Here is a 19,740-nt window from a genome sequence, read left to right as displayed (position 1 = left end):
TGGTCATTCAGAGGGTCAGTAATCGGAACAACGCGATCTTGTTGATCTCGGCCAGCGCGCAGTTGAACTCGGCTTCAACCGAGTTGTGAATGCGCGTTTCGAACGCGGCCAGGATCTGGTGCCGGTTGCTGCCTTTTACCGCCATGATGAAGGGAAACTTGAACTTGGCCTTGTAGGCCTCGTTCAGCTCGGTGAAGCGCGAGAACTCTTCGGCCGTGCATTGGTGTATACCGGCGCCAGCCTGTTCTCCAGTGCTGGCTGCGGTAAGCTGGCCCTGGACGGCGGCTTTGCCGGCCAGGTCCGGGTGAGCGTTGATCAGGGCCAGCTGGCTGGCGTGATCGGCGCTCAACAGGATATCGCTCATGCGCTGGTGCAGGGTTTCGATCTGGTCGATCGACGCATCCTGGCCCAGGTCGAAGGCCTTTTCGGCCACCCATGGCGAGTGTTCGTAGATATCGGCGAAGGCGGCGACAAATTCATCGCGGCTCAGGCTCGACGGTTCAAGGGTTTGGAATGCAGTCATTTCGCCGCTCCCGTGCAGGGGTGGGTGTGCTGCCAGTGCCGGGCGATGTCGACGCGGCGGGTGAACCACACCTGTTCATGGCTTTTGGCGTACTCGATAAAGCGCTTCAACGAAGCCAGGCGCGCCGGGCGCCCGATCAGGCGGCAGTGCAGGCCGATGGACAGCATCTTCGGCGCTTCGGCCCCTTCGGCATAGAGCACGTCGAAGGCGTCCTTGAGGTATTCGAAAAAGTCGTCGCCCTTGTTGAAACCCTGCACCTGGGTGAAGCGCATGTCGTTGGTGTCCAAGGTGTAAGGGATGACCAGATGCGGCTTGCCGGTGGGCGTGTTGGGTTCCCAGTAGGGCAGGTCGTCGTCGTAGGTGTCGCAGTCATACAGGAAGCCGCCTTCCTCCATCACCAGGCGCCGCGTGTTGGGGCCGGTGCGGCCGGTGTACCAGCCCAGCGGGCGTTCACCGGTCAGCTCGGTGAGGATGCGGATCGCTTCGAGCATATGCTCGCGTTCCTGGGCCTCGTCCATGTACTGGTAGTCGATCCAGCGGTAACCGTGGCTGCAGATCTCGTGGCCGGCGGCAACCATGGCGCGGATCACGTCCGGATGGCGCTGGGCGGCCATGGCCACGGCGAAGATGGTCAGCGGGATGTCGAATTCCTTGAACAGCTTGAGGATGCGCCACACCCCGGCACGGCTTCCGTATTCGTACAGCGACTCCATGCTCATGTTGCGCGCGCCCTGCAGCGGTTGCGCCGAGACCATTTCCGAGAGGAAGGCTTCGGACTCTTTATCGCCATGCAGGATATTGCGCTCGCCGCCTTCTTCGTAATTGAGTACGAACGACAGCGCGATACGTGCATTGCCCGGCCAGTGGGGGTGAGGAGGGTTACTGCCGTAACCGATCAGGTCGCGTGGGTAGTCAGCGCTCACTGCAGTCTTCCTTCTTGTTCGTGGTAGCAAGTGTGTGTGGCGGCCGGGCAGCGGAAAGACTGGGTGGCGTCACAGCGATGAGTGATTGTATACAACTTATTGCTCACTTTGTAAGCCTGCATTTCTGCATTTTTTCTGCAGGTATCTTTGCAGGGCCGCTGCAAGAAACTTGCCTAACCGGTCAGCTAACCACAAAAAAATTCACTGTAGGAGCGAGCTTGCTCGCGAAAAGCCTGAGTGCGCCACTTTTCTACCTGGAACTTCGCGTTGGCGTTGAGCTTTTTCGCGAGCAAGCTCGCTCCTACAGAGGTTTAGAGTCTGTTGAATTTATTGTGTACAATTTTTTTGAAAAATGTCTTAATCAGCTCTCACCGGCTTTTTCGATGCCCTGAAAGAGTGCGGGTTCTTTATGACTGACTTCGGGAGGCGCATAAACGCCATGGGACGTTTGACCACACACGTTTTGGATGCCGCGCACGGCTGCCCCGGCAGCACAATCAAGGTTGAGCTATACCGCGTCGACGGCGCGCAACTAACGCTGGTCGCCACCGCCGTGACCAACGACGACGGTCGCTGCGACGCACCGTTGCTGCAGGGCGACGACTACCGCAGCGGTGTCTATCAATTGCAGTTCAGCGCCGGCGACTATTACCGCGCCCGTGGCGTGCAGTTGCCGGAGCCGGCTTTCCTCGATGTGGTAGTGCTGCGGTTCGGCATCAGCGCCGAGCAGGATCACTACCATGTCCCGTTACTGATTTCGCCTTACAGCTATTCCACCTATCGCGGTAGCTGAGCGTCACCTCGCTTCATACCCCCAAGCTCTTCGTTGGTTTTTTGCCCGCCCACACTGCGGGCTTTTTTTCGGCTGCGCATTCAACCCAGTGGCGCTCGAGCCTTGATCAGCGAGGCCACGCCGGCGCAGCCGAACAAGGCGGCGCTGATGCGGTTGAACCAGCTCTGGCCCGAGCCGCTACGCAAATACCGCGCGGCGCTCTGCGCACCCAGGCCGTAACCAAGCTTGCACAGCAGGTCGAGCACGGTCCAGGTGGCGATCATGGTCAACAGCTGCGGCAGGAATGCCTGATCCGCGCTGAGAAATTGCGGCAGGAAGGCGGCAAAGAACAGGATGTCCTTGGGGTTGCTGGCCCCCAGCACAAAGGCGCGACCGAACAGCACGCGAAAACGTGGGGTCGACGCCACTTGTGGCACATCAGCACCCTCGGCCGGACGGCGTGATTGCTGCCAGCTCTGCCAAGCCAGGTAAAACAAGTACATCGCGCCGACGATTTTCAGCGCGCTGAACACTTGCTCGGACGCCAGCAACAACGCGCCAAGGCCCAAGGCCGAGGCGCTCAGCAGGCAGATCGAAGCAAATACCCCGCCCAGGAACGCCGGGTACGAACGGCGCAGGCCGTAGTTCAAGCTGTTGCTGATCATCAGCAGGGAAAGAGGGCCAGGGATCAGGATCACCACCAGCGCCGCGCCGCTGAACAGCAGCCAGGTTTCCAGGTTCATTGCAGTCCTCCAATCGTACGAAAGCCCCACCCGACGGGGTGAGGCGCGGTGCAGCCGTGGGGCCTTACAGGAAGGCGAACTTGGCGATAAAAATCACGCACAGCACCCACAGGCTGACGGAAATTTCCTTGTGCTTACCGGTGCCGGCCTTCAGCGCGACATAGGTGATAAAGCCCAGCGCGATGCCGTCGGCCACCGAGAAGGTCAGCGGCATCATGATCGCCGTGACGATGGCCGGAATGCTGTCGGTGGCCTCGTCCCAATTGATATGCGCCATGCTCGCCATCATCAGCATCGCCACGTAAATCAACGCGCCCGCCGTGGCATAGGCTGGAATCATGCCCGCCAGCGGCGCAAAAAACATCGCCGCCACGAACAAAATACCCACCGTCACCGCCGTCAGCCCGGTGCGCCCGCCGGCAGCCACCCCGGCGGCGCTTTCCACGTAGCTGGTCACGGGCGGCACGCCGACCATGGCCCCGAACACGCTGGAGGCGCTGTCGGCTTTCAACGCACGGGACAGGTTATCGATCTTGCCGTCGGCATTGACCAGCCCGGCACGTTGCGCAACGCCCATCAGTGTACCGGCAGTGTCAAACATGTGTACAAAAAGAAAGGCAAATACCACGCTGATCATGCTGACATTGAACACACCCTTGACGTCCATGGCCATCCAGGTCGGCGCCAGGCTCGGCGGGGTGGAGAGAATGCCGTTGTAGTGCACCAGGCCCAGGCCCCAGCCGGCCAGGGTCACGGCGATGATGCTGATGAGGATCGCGCCGAACACGCGGTGATAGCTGAGGATCGCAATCAGCAGGAAGCACACCGCCGCCAGCAGGGGCGCGGGCTCGTGCAGCGAGCCGAGCTTGATCAGCGTGGCGGGGCTGTCGACGATGATGCCGGCGGTCTTCAGGCCGATCACCCCGAGAAACAAGCCGACACCCGCGCCCATGGCGTGTCGCAGGCTCACCGGAATGCTGTTGAGCAGCCATTCGCGCACGCGGGACAAGGTGAGGCCCATGAACAGCACGCCCGAGATAAACACTGCACCCAGCGCGGTTTCCCAGTGGTAGCCCATGGTGCCGACCACGGTGTAGGTGAAAAACGCGTTCAAGCCCATGCCCGGCGCCAGGCCCACCGGCCAGTTGGCGTACAGGCCCATCAACAGGCAACCCAGCGCGGCGGCGATGCAGGTGGCGACGAAGGCCGCGCCGTGATCGATGCCGGCGTCGGCCATGATGTTGGGGTTGACGAAGATGATGTAGGCCATGGTGATGAACGTCGTGAGGCCGGCGATCAACTCGGTCTTCACTGTGGTGCCATGCAAACGCAGTTTGAACAGGCGTTCCAGCCAGCCGCCTTGGGGCGCGGCGAGATCCAGCGTAGGGGCTTCGGTTTTGCGGCTATCCACAGCGAGTACTCCTCAATCGTTTTATTGTTATTTCCAGCGCCGGTCACATGAGTGGGCAACAGCGCTTTGAGGTATTGGCGGGTTTTATTGACCATTAGGTCAGGAACTCGCACGAAGCGAATTATGCTTTTGTATACAAATAAAGCAAATAATGTTTTCGATTATCTTGGCGGAAAGGGATGAAAGGCTGCTTCCAGCGCAGTCGGCCAGATTTATTCTGCCGCACGCCTTGAAACAATCCCTCGATACCCGCACTTTGATGGCGCAAGCGTTCGCTCAGAGCGCGCGAAGCGGCAGAAGGGGAGCCCATGTACAAGGTTTATGGCGATTACAGATCGGGCAATTGCTACAAGGTCAAATTGATGCTCAGCCTGTTGGGCATCCCGTACCAATGGATCGATATCGATATTCTCAAGGGTGACACCCAAACCCCTGAATTTCTTGCCAAGAACCCCAACGGCAAGATCCCGGTGCTGGAACTGGAAGACGGTACCTGCCTGTGGGAGTCCAATGCGATCCTCAACTTCCTCGCCGATGGCAGCGAGTTTTTACCCAGTGAGCCGCGCTTGCGCACCCAGGTGTTGCAGTGGCAGTTCTTCGAGCAATACAGCCACGAGCCGTATATTGCGGTGGCGCGGTTCATTCAGTTTTACCTGAACATGCCGCAGGATCGTCTTGAAGAATACAAGACCAGCCACAAGGGCGGTTACAAGGCACTGAAGGTCATGGAACGTCAGCTGCAAGCCACGCCGTACCTGGTGGGCGAGCAGTATTCGATTGCCGATATCGCGTTGTATGCCTACACCCATGTGGCCCATGAAGGGGGCTTTGACCTGGCGCCTTATCCGGCGGTGCAGGCATGGTTGCAGCGCGTGGCCAGTCATCCAAACCATGTGGCGATGCTGGGCTGAGCCACCATCCGAAGGTGGGATGGGCTCACTGTAGGAGCGAGCTTGCTCGCGAAAAACGCCCGGGCAACGCGTTCATTCTGGATAAACGCGGTGGCCCTGAGTTCTTCGCGAGCAAGCTCGCTCCTACAAAAAGCCTTGCCCCCCTCCCACATTTAGTCCGGTGGTGTGTCAGATAACTCTGCGTTGAGCAGTTCAAAACAGCGTTGCGCCGCCGGGCTCAATGCCATCCCACTGCGACTGATCAAGCCGATCTCTCTGTTCACCCCAGGATGGTCGATGTTGATCCGCTTCAACCCCTCCAGGCTATCCGCCGCCGACTCCGGCAGCACGCTGATCCCCAATCCCTGGCGCACCAGCGCCAGCACCGTGGACATGTAGTTGGCCTCCATGCCCGCATTCAGCGTCAGCCGCGTTTCATCGAACAACGCATCCACCTGTTCGCGCACGCTGCTGTCGCGGCCGGTGAGGATGATCGGTTGGTCCGCCAGTTGTTCCAGGGTCAGCTGCCGATGGTGGGCGAGGGCGTGACCCAGCGGCACGAACGCGCAGAGCCGGTCATTGAGGACCGGCACGAAGTCCAGGCCGTGGCTCAGGCGCGCGCGCACGCCGATACCGAAGTCCACCTCGCCGGAACGCACCTGGGCCTGGATGCGGTGGGCCACCAGGTCATGCAGGCGCACTTCAATCCCGGCGAAGCGTTCGCGAAACAGGCGCAACACCGGCGGCAGGCTGCCGGCGCACACCGAGGGCAGGGCGGCGATGGTCACTACGCCACGGCGCAGGGCTGCGAGATCGCGCGAGCCGGTGACGATGTTGTCCAGGTCCAGCAGCAGTTTTTCCATGGGGCCACGCGCGTCGTGGCCGGCGGCGGTGATAGCCACATGGCGCGGGCTGCGGTCGAGCAGGGCGACGCCCAGCCACTCTTCCAATTGTTGCACCTGCACGGTCAGCGCCGAGGGGGACAGGTTCAGCTCGCTGGCGGCCTTGGTAAAGCTGCCGGTGCGAGCAACGGCGAGGAATGCCTGGATGTGTTGGATGCTGTTTTTCATACGGGCGGCTTCATTTTGTTTTTCCGAACACCGGTGTCTGAATATTCCAATTTACAAAGCCTAACCTGATTCCAATACTCCAGGGAAAACAATAACCGGCCCATCAAGGCCGCTCTGGAGTAACCCATGCTCGCTACCCTGGGTGTCATTACCATTCTGTGTCTGCTTGCTGCCGTCATGAGCAAACGCCTCTCGCCGCTGGTGGCGCTGATCGCCCTGCCGATCATTGCTGCGTTGCTCGGTGGCTTCGGTCTGCAAACCAGCGCCTTCATCATTACCGGCATCAAGAACGTCGCCCCCGTGGTGGGCATGTTTGTGTTCGCCATTCTGTTTTTCGGGATCATGACCGATGCCGGCATGCTCGACCCGATCATCGAGCGGATTCTGCGCACGGTAGGGACGCGTCCTACACGAATTGTCGTCGGTACTGCGACCCTGGCGCTGCTGGTGCACCTGGACGGGTCCGGCGCGGTGACCTTCCTGGTGACGGTGCCGGCAATGCTGCCGCTGTATACGCGGCTGGGCATCGACAAACGCATTCTGGCGTGTGTCTGCGCGATGGCGGCCGGGGTCAATTTCCTGCCGTGGACCGGCCCGGTGCTGCGCTCGTCGGCCGCCCTGCATGTGCCGGTGGCGGACCTGTTCCAACCGTTGATTCCAGTGCAGATCGTCGGGCTGATCTTTGTGTTCGCCTGCGCCTGGTGGCTGGGCCATCGTGAAGAAAAACGCCTGGGCCTGGGGGCCGGCTCCAGCGTGGACGCGGTGCCGCAACGGGTGCTCAGTGACGCCGATATCCAGCTGCGTCGGCCACGGCTGTTCTGGGTCAACCTCATCCTCACCGTGCTGGTGATGGTAGTGATGATCGCCGGCTGGGTCGACCCAGTGGTGATGTTCATGCTCGGCACCGTGGTGGCGCTGTGTATCAACTACCCCAACGTCGACGCCCAGCGCGCCCGTATCGACGCCCATGCGAAAACCGCCCTGACCATGGCCAGCATCCTGCTTGCCGCCGGCGTGTTCACCGGCATCATGCAAGGCACCGGCATGCTCAAGGCGATTGCCGAAGTGGCGGTGGCGCAGATTCCTGCGGGTCATGGCAAGTTGATCCCGGCGGTGGTGGGCTTCATTTCCATGCCGTTGAGCATGCTGTTCGACCCCGATTCCTACTATTTCGGCGTGATGCCGGTGATTGCCGAAGTTGGCAAGGCGCTGGGTGTCGACCCGCTGCAAGTGGCCCAGGCCTCGTTACTGGGCGTGCACACCACGGGCTTTCCGGTCAGCCCGTTGACCCCGGCGACTTTCCTGTTGGTGGGCCTGTGCAAGATCGAGCTGGCCGATCACCAGCGCTTCACCATTCCTTTTCTGTTCGCCGCGTCGGTGTTGATGACCCTGACCGCGCTGCTCCTGGGAGTTATCTGAGATGAAAACCTTGCGCATCGGCGCCGGTGCCGGCTACTCCGGTGACCGTATCGAACCCGCCGTGGAACTGGCCGAACAGGGCGACCTGGATTACCTGGTGTTCGAATGCCTGGCCGAACGCACCATCGCCCTGGCCCAACAGGCGCGCATCAGCGATCCGGCAGGCGGCTATGACCCTTTGTTGAGCGAGCGCATGCGCCGGGTGCTGCCCTTTGTCGGGTTACATGAGGGCCGCCGCCGTTTGCGCGTGATCACTAATATGGGCGCGGCCAACCCGGTGTCGGCCGCCGTCGAAGTGCGGCGTATCGCCCGTGAACTGGGGGCGAACCTCAAGGTGGTGGCCGTGGTCGGCGATGACGTGCTGGCGGCGTTGCGTCCCGAGCAGTTGCTGGACAACGGCCTGACCCTGGGCGCACTGGGTGAGCGGCTGATTTCGGCGAATGCCTACCTGGGCGTGGACGGTATCCTTGAAGCCCTGCGCGCCGATGCCGATGTGGTGATTACCGGGCGTGTGGCCGACCCGTCATTGTTTCTCGCGCCGCAGATGTTTGAGTTTGGCTGGGCCGCCGACGATTGGCAGCGCCTGGGCAAGGGCACCCTGGTCGGGCACTTGCTCGAATGTGCCGGGCAGGTCAGTGGCGGTTATTTTGCGGATCCAGGCCTCAAGGATGTGGATGACTTGGCACGCCTGGGCTTTCCGTTGGCCGAGATCGATGCCGACGGCACTGCCTTGATCACCAAGGTCGCGGGCTCCGGGGGGCAGGTCAGCCGCGCCACCTGCAGCGAACAACTGATCTACGAAGTGCACGACCCGCAAGCGTATTTGACCCCGGACGTCACGGCCGATTTTTCACAGGTGGGGTTTGTCGAGGAGGGCGTTGATCGGGTGCGTGCCCACGGCGCCACAGGGCGGGCGCGGCCCGAACAATTGAAAGTCAGCGTCGGTTATCTTGATGGTTGGATCGGTGAGGGGCAGATGTCCTACGGCGGCCCGGGCGCTGTCTCACGGGCGCAACTGGCGCGCGAGGTGGTGCTCAAGCGTCTGGAGCTGACCGGTGTGAAGATGCAGGAAGTGCGCGCCGAGTTGATCGGCATGGATGCCTTGCATGGCCCGCGCAGCAATGCCGAGCCTTGGGAAGTGCGCCTGCGGGTCGCCGCCCGGTGTGAAGAACGCAGCGACGCCGTGCGCATCGGCAATGAAGTGGAAACCCTCTACACCAACGGCCCCGCTGGCGGTGGCGGAGCGAGCAAGAGCGTGCGCCAGGTGGTGGCGGTGGCGTCGTTGCTGCTGCCTCGTGACAGGGTCAAACCGAGGATAGAAGCATGAAGTTGCATTCACTGGCCCACTCCCGCACCGGGGATAAGGGCGATACGTCGAACATCTCGATCATTGCTTATCGCGCCGAGGATTACCCGTTGCTGTGTGAACAGCTGACCGCCGAGCGCGTCGCCGCGTTTTTCGCAGACCTGCTGGAGCCTGGCGCGGCGCCGGTGCAACGTTATGCATTGCCCAACGTACAGGCGCTGAACTTCGTGCTGCCGGGCATTTTGCGCGGCGGCGTCACGCGTTCACTGGCACTGGATGCCCACGGCAAGTGCCTGGGCTCGGCGCTGCTGGACCTGGATATGTCAGCACCAAACTAAATGTGGGAGGGGCTTGCCCCCGATAGCGGTCGGTCAGTTGAAACATTGCTGACTGGCACACCGCTATCGGGAGCAAGCCCCCTCCCACAGGTTGAGCCGGTTTCTTCAGGAAATGCCGGAAAACAGGCCTTTCTGGTCCTGGGTGCCGGATGATCCAGCCCAAGCGCCGCAGGTCCAATGTGGGAGGGGGCTTGCTCCCGATAGCGGTCTGTCAGTCAAAAAATTGCTGACTATTACACCGCTATCGAGGGCAAGCCCCCTCCCACAGGTTGAGCCGGTTTCATCAGGAAATGCCGGGAAACAGGCTTTTCTGGTCCTGGGTGCCGGATGATCCAGCCCAAGCGCCGCAGGTCCAATGTGGGAGGGGGCTTGTCCCCGATAGCGGTCGGTCAGTTGAAAAATTGCTGACTGGCACACCGCCATCGGGGGCAAGCCCCCTCCCACATTGGATCGCACAGGTCAATCAGATCGCGGCGAAGCGTTTGTCCAGGTAGTCAATGATGACCTTGGAGTCATACATCCAGGTGGTCTGGCCGTTTTCCTCGATGCGCAGGCACGGCACTTTGATCTTGCCGCCTTGCTCCAGCAAGGTCTGGCGGTCGTGCTCGTTGTTCTTCGCATCCTTGAGTGCTACCGGCACATTCAGGCGATGCAGGGTGCGACGGGTTTTCACGCAGAAAGGGCAGGCGTGGAACTGATACAGGGTCAGGTCCTTGGCGGCTGCGTTGACCTTGGCCTGTTGTTCGGCCGGGCGCTGCTTTTTGCGCGGACGGGTCAGGAAGTCGCCGGCGATGATGATCTGGCCGAGGCCCACTCGAAGTGCTTTGACGAACATGGCTGAAAGCCTCTTGCCCATGAAGAAGGGGTCGCAGCTTACCTGAATTCTGCAGGCGAAAAAAAACCGGCGATGAACGCCGGCTTTTCCTACACAGCCACTTACTTGATCAGGCTGAGAAATTCGCTGCGGGTGGCCGCGTTCTCGCGGAACTCACCGAGCATCACCGACGTGATCATCGACGAGTTCTGTTTTTCCACACCGCGCATCATCATGCACATGTGCTTGGCTTCAATCACCACCGCCACGCCCAGGGCGCCGGTCACTTGCAGCACCGCGTCAGCGATCTGGCGGCTGAGGTTTTCCTGGATCTGCAGGCGACGCGCATACATGTCGACGATCCGCGCGACCTTCGATAGCCCCAGCACTTTGCCGCTCGGGATGTAGGCAACATGGGCCTTGCCGATAAACGGCAGCAGGTGGTGTTCGCACAGCGAGTACAACTCGATGTCCTTGACCAGCACCATTTCGCTGTTGTCGGAGCTGAACAAGGCACCGTTGGTGACTTCTTCCAACGTCTGTTCGTAACCGCGGCAGAGGTACTGCATCGCCTTGGCGGCACGCTTTGGCGTGTCGAGCAGGCCCTCACGGGAGATGTCCTCGCCGAGTTGGCCGAGAATCTCTGTGTAATTCTGTTCCAGGGACATGAAACTACCTGTGGGATTTTCGCAAAGCGCAAGGTTACGGGGGCGGACACATCGCTGCAAGCCTGACGATGGCACTTGTTACTCGTCGCGGCCTTCCATCATGGTGCGCTTGAGCATTACATACACCGCGCCGGCGCCGCCGTGGCGGGCCTGGCACGAGGTAAAGCCAAGGACCTGGGCATGCTGGCGCAGCCAGGTGTTGACGTGGCTCTTGATCATCGGCCGCTTGCCGTCCAGCCGCACGGCCTTGCCGTGGGTGACGCGCACGCAGCGGATTTCGAACTTGGTGGCTTCGGCAAGAAAAGCCCACAGTGTTTCCCGGGCTTTTTCCACGGTCATGCCGTGCAGGTCGAGGCTGCCTTCGAACGGGATCTGGCCGGCCTTGAGCTTGCGCATCTGGCTTTCCTGTACCCCGTCACGTGCCCACATCAGCTCATCTTCGGGGCCTACGTCGATCACGAACTGGTCCGACAAGCCATCCACGGTGGTGGCATCGGTGCGCACGGTCGCGGCCTGGCGCAGCTTGGCAATCTGCGCCCGATCAGCCTTGGGTTTGCCGGTGTCGGCGCGGTCGTGCTTGATCGGCTTGACGCCGCGCAGCTCGTTCTTGAACAGGGAAAAATCGTCGTCTTGCATGTCAGCCTCCGCGAAGGGCGGGCAGTTTACCTAAATCGCGGCGGACAGGGCGCAGCAAATGCTATCCAAGCGCCATCAGTCGTGTTTTTTCATCAGGTGCGAAGCGATGTTCAACGACAGCGGCTGGCGCATTCTGCGCCGGCTGCGGCGCCACAACCACACGCCCAGCCACACCACCAGCAGGCCGATGCCCAGCAGGATCGCCGAGCCGCCAGGGCTGGCATTCAGCTCGCCCAGTGCTGGCGAATGCCCAAACAGGCCGGCGCCACCCGCGCCCGCCAGCGCCACACCTACAATCGCCAGCAGCGCGGCAATGCCCGCCACCAGGCGCAGACGCCAGTTGCTCGGGCCCTTGGGGCGCAAGCGACGAGCATCAAAACCATCGGATATCTTCATTCCGACCTTTCCTCCAGGGTATCGGCCCTTCGACCGGAAGATACACAGGTTGTTCCTGTGCCCGGGGTAAATGCGCGAAATGAACACGTTTTGCGGATGAGCGGGGCAATCAACCGGGCGCACCGCTCATTACAGGGGCGATCAGATGAGGTCTTTGGTCAATGCCAGGGTGGCGAAGTTGTCAGCCATGATGGCCATTTCGGTTTGCTGCACATGCTCGGCACTGAGCACGCCGCCTTTGTAGGGCAAGTCGCGGGTGGCGCAGGCATCTTCCACCAGGGTGCAGCGAAAGCCGAGGTTCTTGGCGGCGCGCACCGTGGTGCTGACGCTGGAGTGGCTCATGAAACCGCAGACGATCAGGTCCAGGGAACCCAGGTCCTGCAGGTGTTTTTCCAGGCCGGTGCCGTGGAAGGCGCTGGGCAGCAACTTGCCGATGATGGTTTCGTCGCCTTCAGGTTCCAGGCCGGGGATGAATTCGCCGCGCTCGCCTTGCGGATCGAACAGGCCGCCCACGGTACCCAGGTGACGCACATGCACGATCGGCCGCCCGGCGTTGCGCGCAGCGGCCACCAGTTGCTTGATGTTGCCGACCGCCGCGTCCATGCCCGAGAGGGCGAGTGGGCCGCTGAGGTACTCCTTCTGGGCGTCGATGATCACGAGCGTCGCATGGGCAAGGTTGGCAGCTGCGTAACCACGACCGCTGAGTTGAAACATCGTCTTTGGAACGGACATTCTGGGGCTCCTGTCAGGGGGCTTTTGTGACATTGTCCACTGGCTGAGCGGTTCTGTGAATCGCTACCATCGTAAGGTACGCCGTTGTTGACGTGCAGCCCTGTCAAGTGGGTGAGTTGTTTAAGCCAATGGTGGCAATTTGGATGAAATCCGACGTATGGCAAAGGCGTTTCGTACATCGTCGGTACAGGTGAACGCTGTTAGAATCGCCAGTCGTTTTTTCCAGGAGTCTGCCCCCGTGATCACTTCCCGCCTGCGCACTTTGCGCGACCATATCCGTTGGGCTGTCAGCCGTTTCCATGGGGAAGACCTGTTTTTTGGCCATGGCACCGACAATGCCTGGGACGAAGCCCGGCAACTGGTGCTCGGCGCCCTGCATCTGCCGTGGGAAATTGCCGACAGCTACTTGGACTGCAATCTGGAAGAAGAGGAAATCTCCCATGTGCAGCGTTTACTGCATCGTCGCATCCATGAGCGTATTCCCACCGCCTACTTGCTGAAAGAAGCCTGGTTCTGCGGCATGTCGTTCATTGTCGATGAACGCGTGCTGATTCCGCGCTCGCCGATTGGCGAGCTGATCGAAAACCGCTTTGAACCCTGGCTGGCCCAGCCGCCGGCGCGCATTCTGGACCTGTGCACCGGCTCCGGTTGCATCGGCATCGCCTGTGCCTACGAGTTCCCGGACGCCGAGGTGGTACTGGGCGACTTGTCCTTCGAAGCCCTGGAGGTGGCCAACCAGAACATCGAGCGGCATGGCGTCGATGAGCGCGTGTATACGGTGCAGGGCGACGGCTTCGAGGGCCTGCCGGGGCAGCGCTTCGATTTGATCGTGTCGAACCCGCCTTATGTGGATGCCGAAGATTTCGCCGACATGCCGGATGAATACCAGCACGAACCTGAACTGGGCCTGGCCTGCGGCGATGATGGCTTGAATCTGGTACGGCGGATGCTGGCCGAAGCGGCGGACCACCTGACCGAGAAGGGTCTGCTGATTGTCGAAGTGGGCAACAGCCAGGTACACGTCGAGGCGCTGTACCCGGAAGTGGACTTTGCCTGGCTGGACTTCCAGCGCGGTGGGCATGGGGTGTTCATGCTCACGGCTGAGCAGTGCCGGGCGCATCAAGCAATCTTCACCGATAGGATCTAACTGAAGGAACACGGTCAATGTGGGAGGGGGCTTGCCCCCGATGAGCATAGGTATCTACACAACTGTGTAGCAGCAGCCTACGCTAACCACGATGCGAAGCGAGCCGCTCTTGATCTTGCTCTTGATCTTAAGCGCCCCGTTAAACCACGCTGGCCGGAATCCGATAGTGATTTGGGGGGTAAACCGGCAGGGATGCCGGTTTAGCCGCCCCGCGCCATGGATGGCGCGTGGCGGCGGCCCCCCAAATCACTGTCGGATTACGGGCACACCGAGCCTAGGCGAGGTGCCGAGTGGTGGGGCAAGAGCGTTTTGCTTACTTTTGCGCTTTTCAAAAGTGAGACGCCGTAAGGGCGGAACCCATAGCAGCCGTTACCGCAGCAACGGATATGTACTCGCCTTGATCCAACATCCTGGTCGGCTGTCAGGCCGCCATCGGGGGCAAGCCCCCTCCCACATTTGGTCGCGGGGCATCAGTTAGAGAGGCTTCAGCTCCTGGGCCGCCGCAGGTTCAGGGCCGCGCCAAAATTGTGTAGATACCTATGCCCCGATGAGGCAGTGTCAGTAAATGCATTGCTAGCTGACACACCGCTATCGGGAGCAAGCCCCCTCCCACAGGTTGATCGCATTTCACCCTGCTAGCGGTGCGTGGCGATCCAGATCAACAGTCCCGCTTGAAACACCGTAAACGCCACCAGGCAGGTGATGGTAAAGCGCAACCCGCTGTCCTCGCGCTTGAACTTGGTGACCTTTTCCTCTTCCTTGCGCAGTCTCACTTCGTGCTCGGCCAGGTTGTGCTCGGCCTGTTGCAGCATCTGCGCGGCTTCGAGGATTTCGACGAATTGCACTTTCTCGGTGTTCCAACTGTCCAGCACGTCGCTGACCTTGCCCGGCTGCACGTTACCCTTGAGGTGTTGCACGTCGGCGTAGGCCACGTCAAAACCCTGGATGCGCAGGAAGTGATCGCGGCGCAGGCGCGTGGCTTCGTTGAGCGCGTCCTTGTTGGCCAGGTCCACGCCGTCGACGCGGTAGTGTGACCACTTCTTCTTGGCCCAGGCAGCGGCCTGGGCGACCAGGAAACGGCCAAGACCGCGGTTGACCGGTTCGATTTCCAGGCTGTTACCCGGGCCGAAGTGCACGCGATGTTTATCGTGATCTACCCAGATATCCAGCTGGTTCTGCTCGCGGCGTACGCGCTGGCCGGGCAATTGGATGACCATGCGCAACAGGCTGTGATGCGAGTCATGGCGCTCGGCATAACCGAACTGCACAAAGCGCAATGGCCGCGCGCCGGTCGCACGGTCGGTGGCCAGCGGGGCGAGGCGCAGCATCTTGAAATGTTCGGCGTGCACGTCCGCCCAGGGCAGCGCCGCTGCTGCGGCGGCCTCGGTTTCTGCCGGGGTATCGGCGGTGGTTTCTGGGGTTGCTTCAGTGGTTGTCATGCGGCGCGATCCTGTCCAAGCCCTGCGAGCCGACCGTCTTTTTACGGTCGACTCTGGGCTTATCGGCCGCTTTCTTCAGGACTGGAGGCCAATTGCCGCTTAACCAGAGGTAAGTCCGTCGATAAAGCGCACTATCCGCTCGCCCAGTTCGGCGGCGAGGGGCAATTTCGGGTCGTTGTAGGACGCCAGTTGCTGCTTGACGTTGTTGGGCACGATGCGCATGACATGGTTCATGCCTTCGACCACCGTCAACTGCGCATCCGGCTTGGCCTTTTTCAGCTGCTGGGCATCGCCGACGCCGACCTGGATGTCGTTGGTGCCCTGAATGATCAGGGCAGGCATGGTCAGCCGTGCGAAGGCCGCCGACGGATCGGCGCGGAACAGGCTGATCAGATAAGGCTGCACGCTGGGTCGGAAAATACCTTCCAGCGGGCGCGGCACATCGGCGTCCACCTGGCCGGCCTTGAGGTGGTCGAGAATGTCGTTACTGCGCAGCAGAAGGGCCGGGGGCAGGTGATCGGCCAGTTGCTGGCGAATGACTTGATCGACCGGGCGGGCGCTGCCGGACAGGGAAATCACCCCGGCCGGACTCAATTGCGGCGCGGCGAGGGCGGCGACCAGCGCGCCCTCACTGTGGCCCAGCACGATCAGCGGGCCCATGCGCTTGTCGGCCTTGAGCAACTTGCCCCAGGCCACGGCGTCGGACACGTAGGCGTCGAGGGTCAGGTTGCGCTCGTCAGGGGTCGCGGCAAGGCTGGCGGCCACGCCGCGTTTGTCATAGCGCACGCTGGCGATATTGTGCCGGGCCAGCACCCAGGCCAGGCGCTTGAGGCTGTCATTGCGCGCGCCATCGGCGCTGTTGCCGTTGCGGTCGGTGGGGCCTGAGCCGGCGATGATCAGCACCACCGGCACGGGTTGCTCGGACTGCGGCAGTAGCAGCGAGCCAAACAGCTCACCGCTGCCGGTGTCCAGGCTGATCGGCCGTTGCAGTACGACAGGGGAGGCGGCCTGGGCCGCGACGGTAAACAAGGTGAGGGTGAACAGCAAAACTCGCAGCATCATCGCGCCATCATTGGAGAGGTGCCGGTTGGACCAACGTCTACCGGTAAGGTTTCGAGGATGAACTAGTGGGTTAGCCTGCGTATACTGGCCGCCTTAAGTTATTACGGTTGACTTGTTTCAACTGACTTCACGGAGCGCCCTGCATGTCCGGCAATACCTTCGGCAAGCTGTTCACTGTCACCACCGCGGGCGAAAGCCATGGCCCGGCGTTGGTCGCCATTGTCGACGGCTGCCCGCCCGGCCTCGAGCTGTCGCTGGAAGACCTGCAACGTGACCTGGACCGGCGCAAGCCCGGCACCAGCCGTCACACCACCCAGCGCCAGGAACCCGATGAAGTCGAGATCCTCTCCGGTGTGTTCGAAGGCCGCACCACCGGCTGCGCCATCGGCCTGCTGATCCGCAATACCGACCAGAAGTCCAAGGACTACTCGGCGATCAAGGACCTGTTCCGCCCGGCCCACGCCGACTACACCTACCATCACAAATACGGCGAACGCGACTACCGTGGCGGCGGTCGCAGCTCGGCCCGCGAAACCGCGATGCGCGTGGCGGCCGGTGCCATCGCCAAGAAGTACCTGGCGACCCAGGGCATCGTCATCCGTGGCTATATGAGCCAGCTCGGCCCGATTGAAATCCCGTTCAAGACCTGGGACAGCGTCGAAGACAACGCCTTCTTCTGCCCCGACCCGGACAAGGTGCCAGAACTGGAAGCCTACATGGACCAATTGCGCCGCGATCAGGATTCGGTCGGTGCCAAGATCACCGTGGTGGCCGAGGGCGTCAAGCCGGGCTTGGGCGAGCCGATCTTCGACCGTCTCGACGCCGAACTGGCCCACGCGCTGATGAGTATCAACGCGGTCAAGGGTGTGGAAATCGGCGCCGGTTTCGCCTGTGTGGCCCAACGCGGCACCGAGCATCGCGATGAGATGACCCCGCAGGGTTTCCTCAGCAACAACGCCGGTGGCATCCTCGGCGGTATCTCCTCGGGCCAGCCGATCGTGGCGCACCTGGCGCTCAAGGCCACGTCGAGCATCACCACGCCGGGCCGCTCGATCGATGTGCATGGCAACCCGGTGGACGTGATCACCAAAGGCCGCCACGACCCGTGCGTCGGCATCCGCGCCACGCCGATTGCCGAGGCAATGATGGCCATCGTGTTGATGGACCACCTGCTGCGCAACCGCGGGCAAAACGCTGATGTGCAGGTGAGTACGCCGGTACTGGGCCAGCTGTGAAGGGCTGAAGGTGACAGCCCTCCCTTATTGGCGCCTCTCCAGCTTTTACCTGTTCTACTTCGCCCTGCTCGGGGCGACGGCGCCATTCCTGGCGTTGTACTTCGATCATCTGGGCTTTTCCAGCGCGCGTATCGGCGAGCTGGTGGCCATTCCCATGCTGATGCGCTGCGTGGCGCCCAATCTTTGGGGCTGGCTGGGCGATTACACCGGGCGACGCCTGGCCATCGTGCGCTTTGGCGCGGTGTGCACGCTGTTGAGTTTTTCGCTGATTTTCGTCAGCAAGACCTACGCCTGGCTGGCCCTGGTCATGGCCTTGCATGCGTTCTTCTGGCACGCGGTACTGCCGCAGTTCGAAGTGATCACCCTGGCTCACCTGCAACAGCAAACCTCGCGCTATAGCCAGATACGCTTGTGGGGCTCCATCGGCTTTATCCTCACCGTCGTGATCATGGGCCGCCTGTTCGACTGGCTGAGCGTGGATATCTACCCGGTGGTGGTCGTGGTGATCATGGCCGGCATCATCGGCGCCAGCCTGTGGGTGCCGAACGCGCAGCCCGCCAGCCACGGCAAGCGCCTGGCCGGTGACGGGTTTATCCGCCAATTGCGCAGCCCCGGCGTGCTGGCCTTCTATGCCTGTGTGGCGTTGATGCAGCTGAGTCATGGCCCGTATTACACCTTCCTCACGCTGCACCTGGAACACCTGGGCTACAGCCGTGGCGTGATCGGCCTGCTGTGGGCTCTCGGGGTGGTGGCGGAGGTGTTGATGTTCCTGGGCATGAGTCGCATCCTGACGCGCTTTTCCGTGCGCCGGGTGCTGCTGGCCAGTTTCCTGCTGGCGGCGCTGCGCTGGTTGCTGCTCGGTACGTTTGCCGAATTTTTCTGGGTGCTGCTGCTGGCGCAAGTGCTGCATGCCGCCACGTTCGGCAGTTTCCACGCGGCGGCCATTGCCTTCGTGCAGCGCAGTTTCGGCGATCGCCAGCAAGGCCAGGGCCAGGCGCTTTACGCCGCGCTGGCCGGCACCGGTGGTGCGCTGGGTGCGCTGTATGCCGGTTATAGCTGGAACCTGCTGGGCCCGACCCTCACCTTCAGTATCGCCAGCATCGCGGCCCTGGCTGCCGCCGTTATCATTGGCCTTCGATTGCAAGAGCCGAACCAAGGAACCGTGCAATGAGCTACGTCGCTGTCTACCCCCTCACTACACCCGACACCCCGAACAAAGTACTGACCCACTTCGACGACATTCAGTCGACCCTGGCCGAAAAAGGCGTGCGCTTTGAGCGCTGGCAGCCCGGCGCGCTGGAAAAGGGCGCCAGCGAGGCGCAGATGATTGCGGCGTATCAGTTGCAGATCGAGGCGCTTGGCTACGCCCGCGTCAAGGTGATCAGCGTGACCGGTGATCATCCCCATAAGGACGTGCTGCCGGCCGAGCGCCTGAGCGAGCACACCTGCCGTGAAGATCAAGCGCACTGCTTCATCGCGGGCCAGGGATTGTTCGCGTTGCGCATTGGCGATTATGTCTACGGCGTGCGGTGTGAAAAGAACGACCTGCTGATCGTGCCCGCCAACATGCCCCATTGGTTCGACATGGGCGAGAACCCGCATTTTGTCGCGCTGCATATGTTCAATACTGCAGAGGGTTCGGTGCCGACCTTGACCGGTAATGACATCGCCCGTGACTTTGCCAAGCTGGACGACTAATACAAGACTCTTAAATGTTCAACCCCGGCAAGTTGGAATGTGCTGTGGGAAGAAGCCTAAATACATGTAGGGCTTGGCTGTTTATCCTCGGCCTTGCTCTCTCATTTCGCGTGTTATGTAACTCTCTCCTCGTTCAATGTTTATGTCGCTGTCTATAGGAAGAATCCGAAGGGTGACAGCGCATTAGCATATAAAAAAAGGAGAAAGTAATGAATCGCCCCGAGGAGTTATCTCAGCCGTTGGAAGTTTTGCCGACGGTTATCAGAAGACGCTTGAGTTTGCTCGGCAAGCCCCTGACCAAGACGGAGCTGCAGATCCTGCGGTGGGCCTCCGAAGGTAAGACCATTTGGGAGATGAGCAAGATTCGCTGCACCTCGGAGGCCACGGTCAAATTCCATCTGCGCAATATCTACGGCAAGCTCGATGTGAATAACCGCGTGCAGGCGATGAATGAGGCGGCGCGCCAGGGCCTGTGCTGACGGCATAAAAAAGGGCCGCGACGCTCAACGGCGTCGCAG

At 61.3% G+C, this 19,740-nt stretch carries 23 protein-coding genes; 11 read left to right on the top strand and 12 right to left on the bottom strand.

Annotated features, from left to right (window positions below; translation table 11 throughout):
* Window positions 1–7: 7 nt before the first annotated feature.
* Both uraD and puuE read right to left on the bottom strand, forming a co-directional pair.
* Window positions 8–523 (bottom strand): 2-oxo-4-hydroxy-4-carboxy-5-ureidoimidazoline decarboxylase, encoded by a 516-nt coding sequence (uraD, locus tag C4J93_RS18210; protein ID WP_124410448.1) that lies wholly within the window; start codon window positions 521–523, stop codon window positions 8–10.
* Complete coding sequence (puuE, locus tag C4J93_RS18205) at window positions 520–1,446, bottom strand: allantoinase PuuE (protein WP_124404827.1); 927 nt, start codon at window positions 1,444–1,446, stop codon at window positions 520–522. The genes uraD and puuE overlap by 4 nt, the downstream gene beginning before the upstream one ends.
* A 77-nt stretch (window positions 1,447–1,523) precedes the next feature.
* Here puuE and C4J93_RS27175 point away from each other — a divergent pair, with 77 nt between their 5' ends.
* Both C4J93_RS27175 and uraH read left to right on the top strand, forming a co-directional pair.
* The gene (locus C4J93_RS27175) at window positions 1,524–1,838 is read left to right on the top strand and encodes a hypothetical protein (RefSeq protein WP_164485267.1); all 315 of its coding nucleotides are present in this window, start codon (window positions 1,524–1,526) and stop codon (window positions 1,836–1,838) included.
* Between the two features lie 47 nt (window positions 1,839–1,885).
* The gene (gene uraH / locus C4J93_RS18195; RefSeq protein WP_124367805.1) at window positions 1,886–2,239 is read left to right on the top strand and encodes a hydroxyisourate hydrolase; all 354 of its coding nucleotides are present in this window, start codon (window positions 1,886–1,888) and stop codon (window positions 2,237–2,239) included.
* An 80-nt stretch (window positions 2,240–2,319) separates the two neighbouring features.
* Here the strand turns inward: uraH and C4J93_RS18190 are convergent, their stop codons facing one another.
* Both C4J93_RS18190 and C4J93_RS18185 read right to left on the bottom strand, forming a co-directional pair.
* Window positions 2,320–2,961, bottom strand: coding sequence for a LysE family translocator (locus C4J93_RS18190; RefSeq protein WP_124367804.1), 642 nt, complete (start codon window positions 2,959–2,961; stop codon window positions 2,320–2,322).
* A 64-nt stretch (window positions 2,962–3,025) separates the two neighbouring features.
* Window positions 3,026–4,372 carry an NCS2 family permease gene (locus C4J93_RS18185; protein ID WP_124367803.1) on the bottom strand — a complete coding sequence of 449 codons (1,347 nt, stop codon included), beginning with the start codon at window positions 4,370–4,372 and terminating at the stop codon, window positions 3,026–3,028.
* 308 nt (window positions 4,373–4,680) lie between these two features.
* Between C4J93_RS18185 and C4J93_RS18180 the strand changes: the two genes are divergently transcribed.
* Window positions 4,681–5,283: a glutathione S-transferase family protein gene (locus C4J93_RS18180; protein ID WP_124363720.1), complete on the top strand. Its 603-nt coding sequence runs from the start codon at window positions 4,681–4,683 to the stop codon at window positions 5,281–5,283.
* 152 nt (window positions 5,284–5,435) lie between these two features.
* Here the strand turns inward: C4J93_RS18180 and C4J93_RS18170 are convergent, their stop codons facing one another.
* Window positions 5,436–6,332 carry a LysR family transcriptional regulator gene (locus C4J93_RS18170; RefSeq protein ID WP_124430129.1) on the bottom strand — a complete coding sequence of 299 codons (897 nt, stop codon included), beginning with the start codon at window positions 6,330–6,332 and terminating at the stop codon, window positions 5,436–5,438.
* A 126-nt stretch (window positions 6,333–6,458) separates the two neighbouring features.
* On the opposite strand from C4J93_RS18170, the gene C4J93_RS18165 reads away from it, so the two are divergent.
* From C4J93_RS18165 to C4J93_RS18155, 3 genes are read left to right on the top strand one after another with little or no spacing between them, the layout of a single operon-like run.
* Window positions 6,459–7,751 carry a CitMHS family transporter gene (locus tag C4J93_RS18165; RefSeq protein WP_124363718.1) on the top strand — a complete coding sequence of 431 codons (1,293 nt, stop codon included), beginning with the start codon at window positions 6,459–6,461 and terminating at the stop codon, window positions 7,749–7,751.
* 1 nt (window position 7,752) lies between these two features.
* Window positions 7,753–9,078 carry an acyclic terpene utilization AtuA family protein gene (locus C4J93_RS18160; protein ID WP_124430128.1) on the top strand — a complete coding sequence of 442 codons (1,326 nt, stop codon included), beginning with the start codon at window positions 7,753–7,755 and terminating at the stop codon, window positions 9,076–9,078.
* Complete coding sequence (locus tag C4J93_RS18155) at window positions 9,075–9,395, top strand: hypothetical protein (RefSeq protein ID WP_124363716.1); 321 nt, start codon at window positions 9,075–9,077, stop codon at window positions 9,393–9,395. The genes C4J93_RS18160 and C4J93_RS18155 overlap by 4 nt, the downstream gene beginning before the upstream one ends.
* 463 nt (window positions 9,396–9,858) lie before the next feature.
* On the opposite strand, the gene C4J93_RS18150 is transcribed toward C4J93_RS18155, so the two are convergent.
* From C4J93_RS18150 to C4J93_RS18130, 5 genes are all read right to left on the bottom strand, one after another.
* Window positions 9,859–10,230 carry a glutathione S-transferase N-terminal domain-containing protein gene (locus C4J93_RS18150; protein WP_124363715.1) on the bottom strand — a complete coding sequence of 124 codons (372 nt, stop codon included), beginning with the start codon at window positions 10,228–10,230 and terminating at the stop codon, window positions 9,859–9,861.
* 101 nt (window positions 10,231–10,331) lie between these two features.
* Window positions 10,332–10,877: a GTP cyclohydrolase I FolE gene (folE, locus tag C4J93_RS18145; RefSeq protein WP_124363714.1), complete on the bottom strand. Its 546-nt coding sequence runs from the start codon at window positions 10,875–10,877 to the stop codon at window positions 10,332–10,334.
* A gap of 78 nt (window positions 10,878–10,955) precedes the next feature.
* Window positions 10,956–11,513: a Smr/MutS family protein gene (locus C4J93_RS18140; protein ID WP_003175227.1), complete on the bottom strand. Its 558-nt coding sequence runs from the start codon at window positions 11,511–11,513 to the stop codon at window positions 10,956–10,958.
* A gap of 75 nt (window positions 11,514–11,588) precedes the next feature.
* Window positions 11,589–11,909, bottom strand: a complete 321-nt coding sequence (locus C4J93_RS18135) for a hypothetical protein (RefSeq protein WP_124363713.1) — start codon at window positions 11,907–11,909, stop codon at window positions 11,589–11,591.
* A gap of 141 nt (window positions 11,910–12,050) precedes the next feature.
* Window positions 12,051–12,641 (bottom strand): cysteine hydrolase family protein, encoded by a 591-nt coding sequence (locus tag C4J93_RS18130; RefSeq protein ID WP_124363712.1) that lies wholly within the window; start codon window positions 12,639–12,641, stop codon window positions 12,051–12,053.
* Between the two features lie 238 nt (window positions 12,642–12,879).
* Between C4J93_RS18130 and prmB the strand changes: the two genes are divergently transcribed.
* Window positions 12,880–13,788, top strand: a complete 909-nt coding sequence (gene prmB / locus C4J93_RS18125; protein ID WP_124363711.1) for a 50S ribosomal protein L3 N(5)-glutamine methyltransferase — start codon at window positions 12,880–12,882, stop codon at window positions 13,786–13,788.
* Window positions 13,789–14,423: 635 nt separating this feature from the next.
* On the opposite strand, the gene C4J93_RS18120 is transcribed toward prmB, so the two are convergent.
* Entirely contained in the window at window positions 14,424–15,227 is an 804-nt protein-coding gene (locus C4J93_RS18120) for a hypothetical protein (protein WP_124404817.1), read from the bottom strand.
* 99 nt (window positions 15,228–15,326) lie between these two features.
* A complete protein-coding gene (locus tag C4J93_RS18115; RefSeq protein WP_124430127.1) occupies window positions 15,327–16,289 on the bottom strand; it encodes an alpha/beta hydrolase in 963 nt (320 codons plus the stop codon).
* 143 nt (window positions 16,290–16,432) lie between these two features.
* Between C4J93_RS18115 and aroC the strand changes: the two genes are divergently transcribed.
* From aroC to C4J93_RS18095, 4 genes are all read left to right on the top strand, one after another.
* Window positions 16,433–17,524 carry a chorismate synthase gene (gene aroC, locus C4J93_RS18110; protein ID WP_124363708.1) on the top strand — a complete coding sequence of 364 codons (1,092 nt, stop codon included), beginning with the start codon at window positions 16,433–16,435 and terminating at the stop codon, window positions 17,522–17,524.
* A gap of 10 nt (window positions 17,525–17,534) precedes the next feature.
* On the top strand, window positions 17,535–18,695 hold the full coding sequence (locus tag C4J93_RS18105; RefSeq protein ID WP_124430126.1) for an MFS transporter: 1,161 nt from the start codon (window positions 17,535–17,537) through the stop codon (window positions 18,693–18,695).
* On the top strand, window positions 18,692–19,222 hold the full coding sequence (locus C4J93_RS18100; protein WP_124430125.1) for an acireductone dioxygenase: 531 nt from the start codon (window positions 18,692–18,694) through the stop codon (window positions 19,220–19,222). The genes C4J93_RS18105 and C4J93_RS18100 overlap by 4 nt, the downstream gene beginning before the upstream one ends.
* Window positions 19,223–19,431: 209 nt before the next feature.
* Window positions 19,432–19,701, top strand: a complete 270-nt coding sequence (locus tag C4J93_RS18095; RefSeq protein WP_124430124.1) for a response regulator transcription factor — start codon at window positions 19,432–19,434, stop codon at window positions 19,699–19,701.
* Window positions 19,702–19,740 lie beyond the last annotated feature (39 nt).

The sequence above is a fragment of the Pseudomonas sp. R2-37-08W genome (genome assembly GCF_003851705.1).
In the GTDB taxonomy this organism is placed as follows: Bacteria; Pseudomonadota; Gammaproteobacteria; order Pseudomonadales; family Pseudomonadaceae; genus Aquipseudomonas.
This window is presented reverse-complemented; position numbering and strand designations above follow the sequence as displayed.

Excerpts from the sequence above, each read along its gene's own strand:
- uraD (WP_124410448.1), bottom strand. The coding sequence starts at position 523 with ATGACTGCATTCCAAACCCTTGAACCGTCGAGCCTGAGCCGCGATGAA.
- C4J93_RS27175 (WP_164485267.1), top strand. The coding sequence starts at position 1,524 with ATGAGTGATTGTATACAACTTATTGCTCACTTTGTAAGCCTGCATTTC.
- uraH (WP_124367805.1), top strand. The coding sequence starts at position 1,886 with ATGGGACGTTTGACCACACACGTTTTGGATGCCGCGCACGGCTGCCCC.
- C4J93_RS18190 (WP_124367804.1), bottom strand. The coding sequence starts at position 2,961 with ATGAACCTGGAAACCTGGCTGCTGTTCAGCGGCGCGGCGCTGGTGGTG.
- C4J93_RS18180 (WP_124363720.1), top strand. The coding sequence starts at position 4,681 with ATGTACAAGGTTTATGGCGATTACAGATCGGGCAATTGCTACAAGGTC.
- C4J93_RS18170 (WP_124430129.1), bottom strand. The coding sequence starts at position 6,332 with ATGAAAAACAGCATCCAACACATCCAGGCATTCCTCGCCGTTGCTCGC.
- C4J93_RS18165 (WP_124363718.1), top strand. The coding sequence starts at position 6,459 with ATGCTCGCTACCCTGGGTGTCATTACCATTCTGTGTCTGCTTGCTGCC.
- C4J93_RS18160 (WP_124430128.1), top strand. The coding sequence starts at position 7,753 with ATGAAAACCTTGCGCATCGGCGCCGGTGCCGGCTACTCCGGTGACCGT.
- C4J93_RS18155 (WP_124363716.1), top strand. The coding sequence starts at position 9,075 with ATGAAGTTGCATTCACTGGCCCACTCCCGCACCGGGGATAAGGGCGAT.
- C4J93_RS18150 (WP_124363715.1), bottom strand. The coding sequence starts at position 10,230 with ATGTTCGTCAAAGCACTTCGAGTGGGCCTCGGCCAGATCATCATCGCC.
- folE (WP_124363714.1), bottom strand. The coding sequence starts at position 10,877 with ATGTCCCTGGAACAGAATTACACAGAGATTCTCGGCCAACTCGGCGAG.
- C4J93_RS18140 (WP_003175227.1), bottom strand. The coding sequence starts at position 11,513 with ATGCAAGACGACGATTTTTCCCTGTTCAAGAACGAGCTGCGCGGCGTC.
- C4J93_RS18135 (WP_124363713.1), bottom strand. The coding sequence starts at position 11,909 with ATGAAGATATCCGATGGTTTTGATGCTCGTCGCTTGCGCCCCAAGGGC.
- C4J93_RS18130 (WP_124363712.1), bottom strand. The coding sequence starts at position 12,641 with ATGTCCGTTCCAAAGACGATGTTTCAACTCAGCGGTCGTGGTTACGCA.
- C4J93_RS18120 (WP_124404817.1), bottom strand. The coding sequence starts at position 15,227 with ATGACAACCACTGAAGCAACCCCAGAAACCACCGCCGATACCCCGGCA.
- C4J93_RS18115 (WP_124430127.1), bottom strand. The coding sequence starts at position 16,289 with ATGATGCTGCGAGTTTTGCTGTTCACCCTCACCTTGTTTACCGTCGCG.
- aroC (WP_124363708.1), top strand. The coding sequence starts at position 16,433 with ATGTCCGGCAATACCTTCGGCAAGCTGTTCACTGTCACCACCGCGGGC.
- C4J93_RS18100 (WP_124430125.1), top strand. The coding sequence starts at position 18,692 with ATGAGCTACGTCGCTGTCTACCCCCTCACTACACCCGACACCCCGAAC.
- C4J93_RS18095 (WP_124430124.1), top strand. The coding sequence starts at position 19,432 with ATGAATCGCCCCGAGGAGTTATCTCAGCCGTTGGAAGTTTTGCCGACG.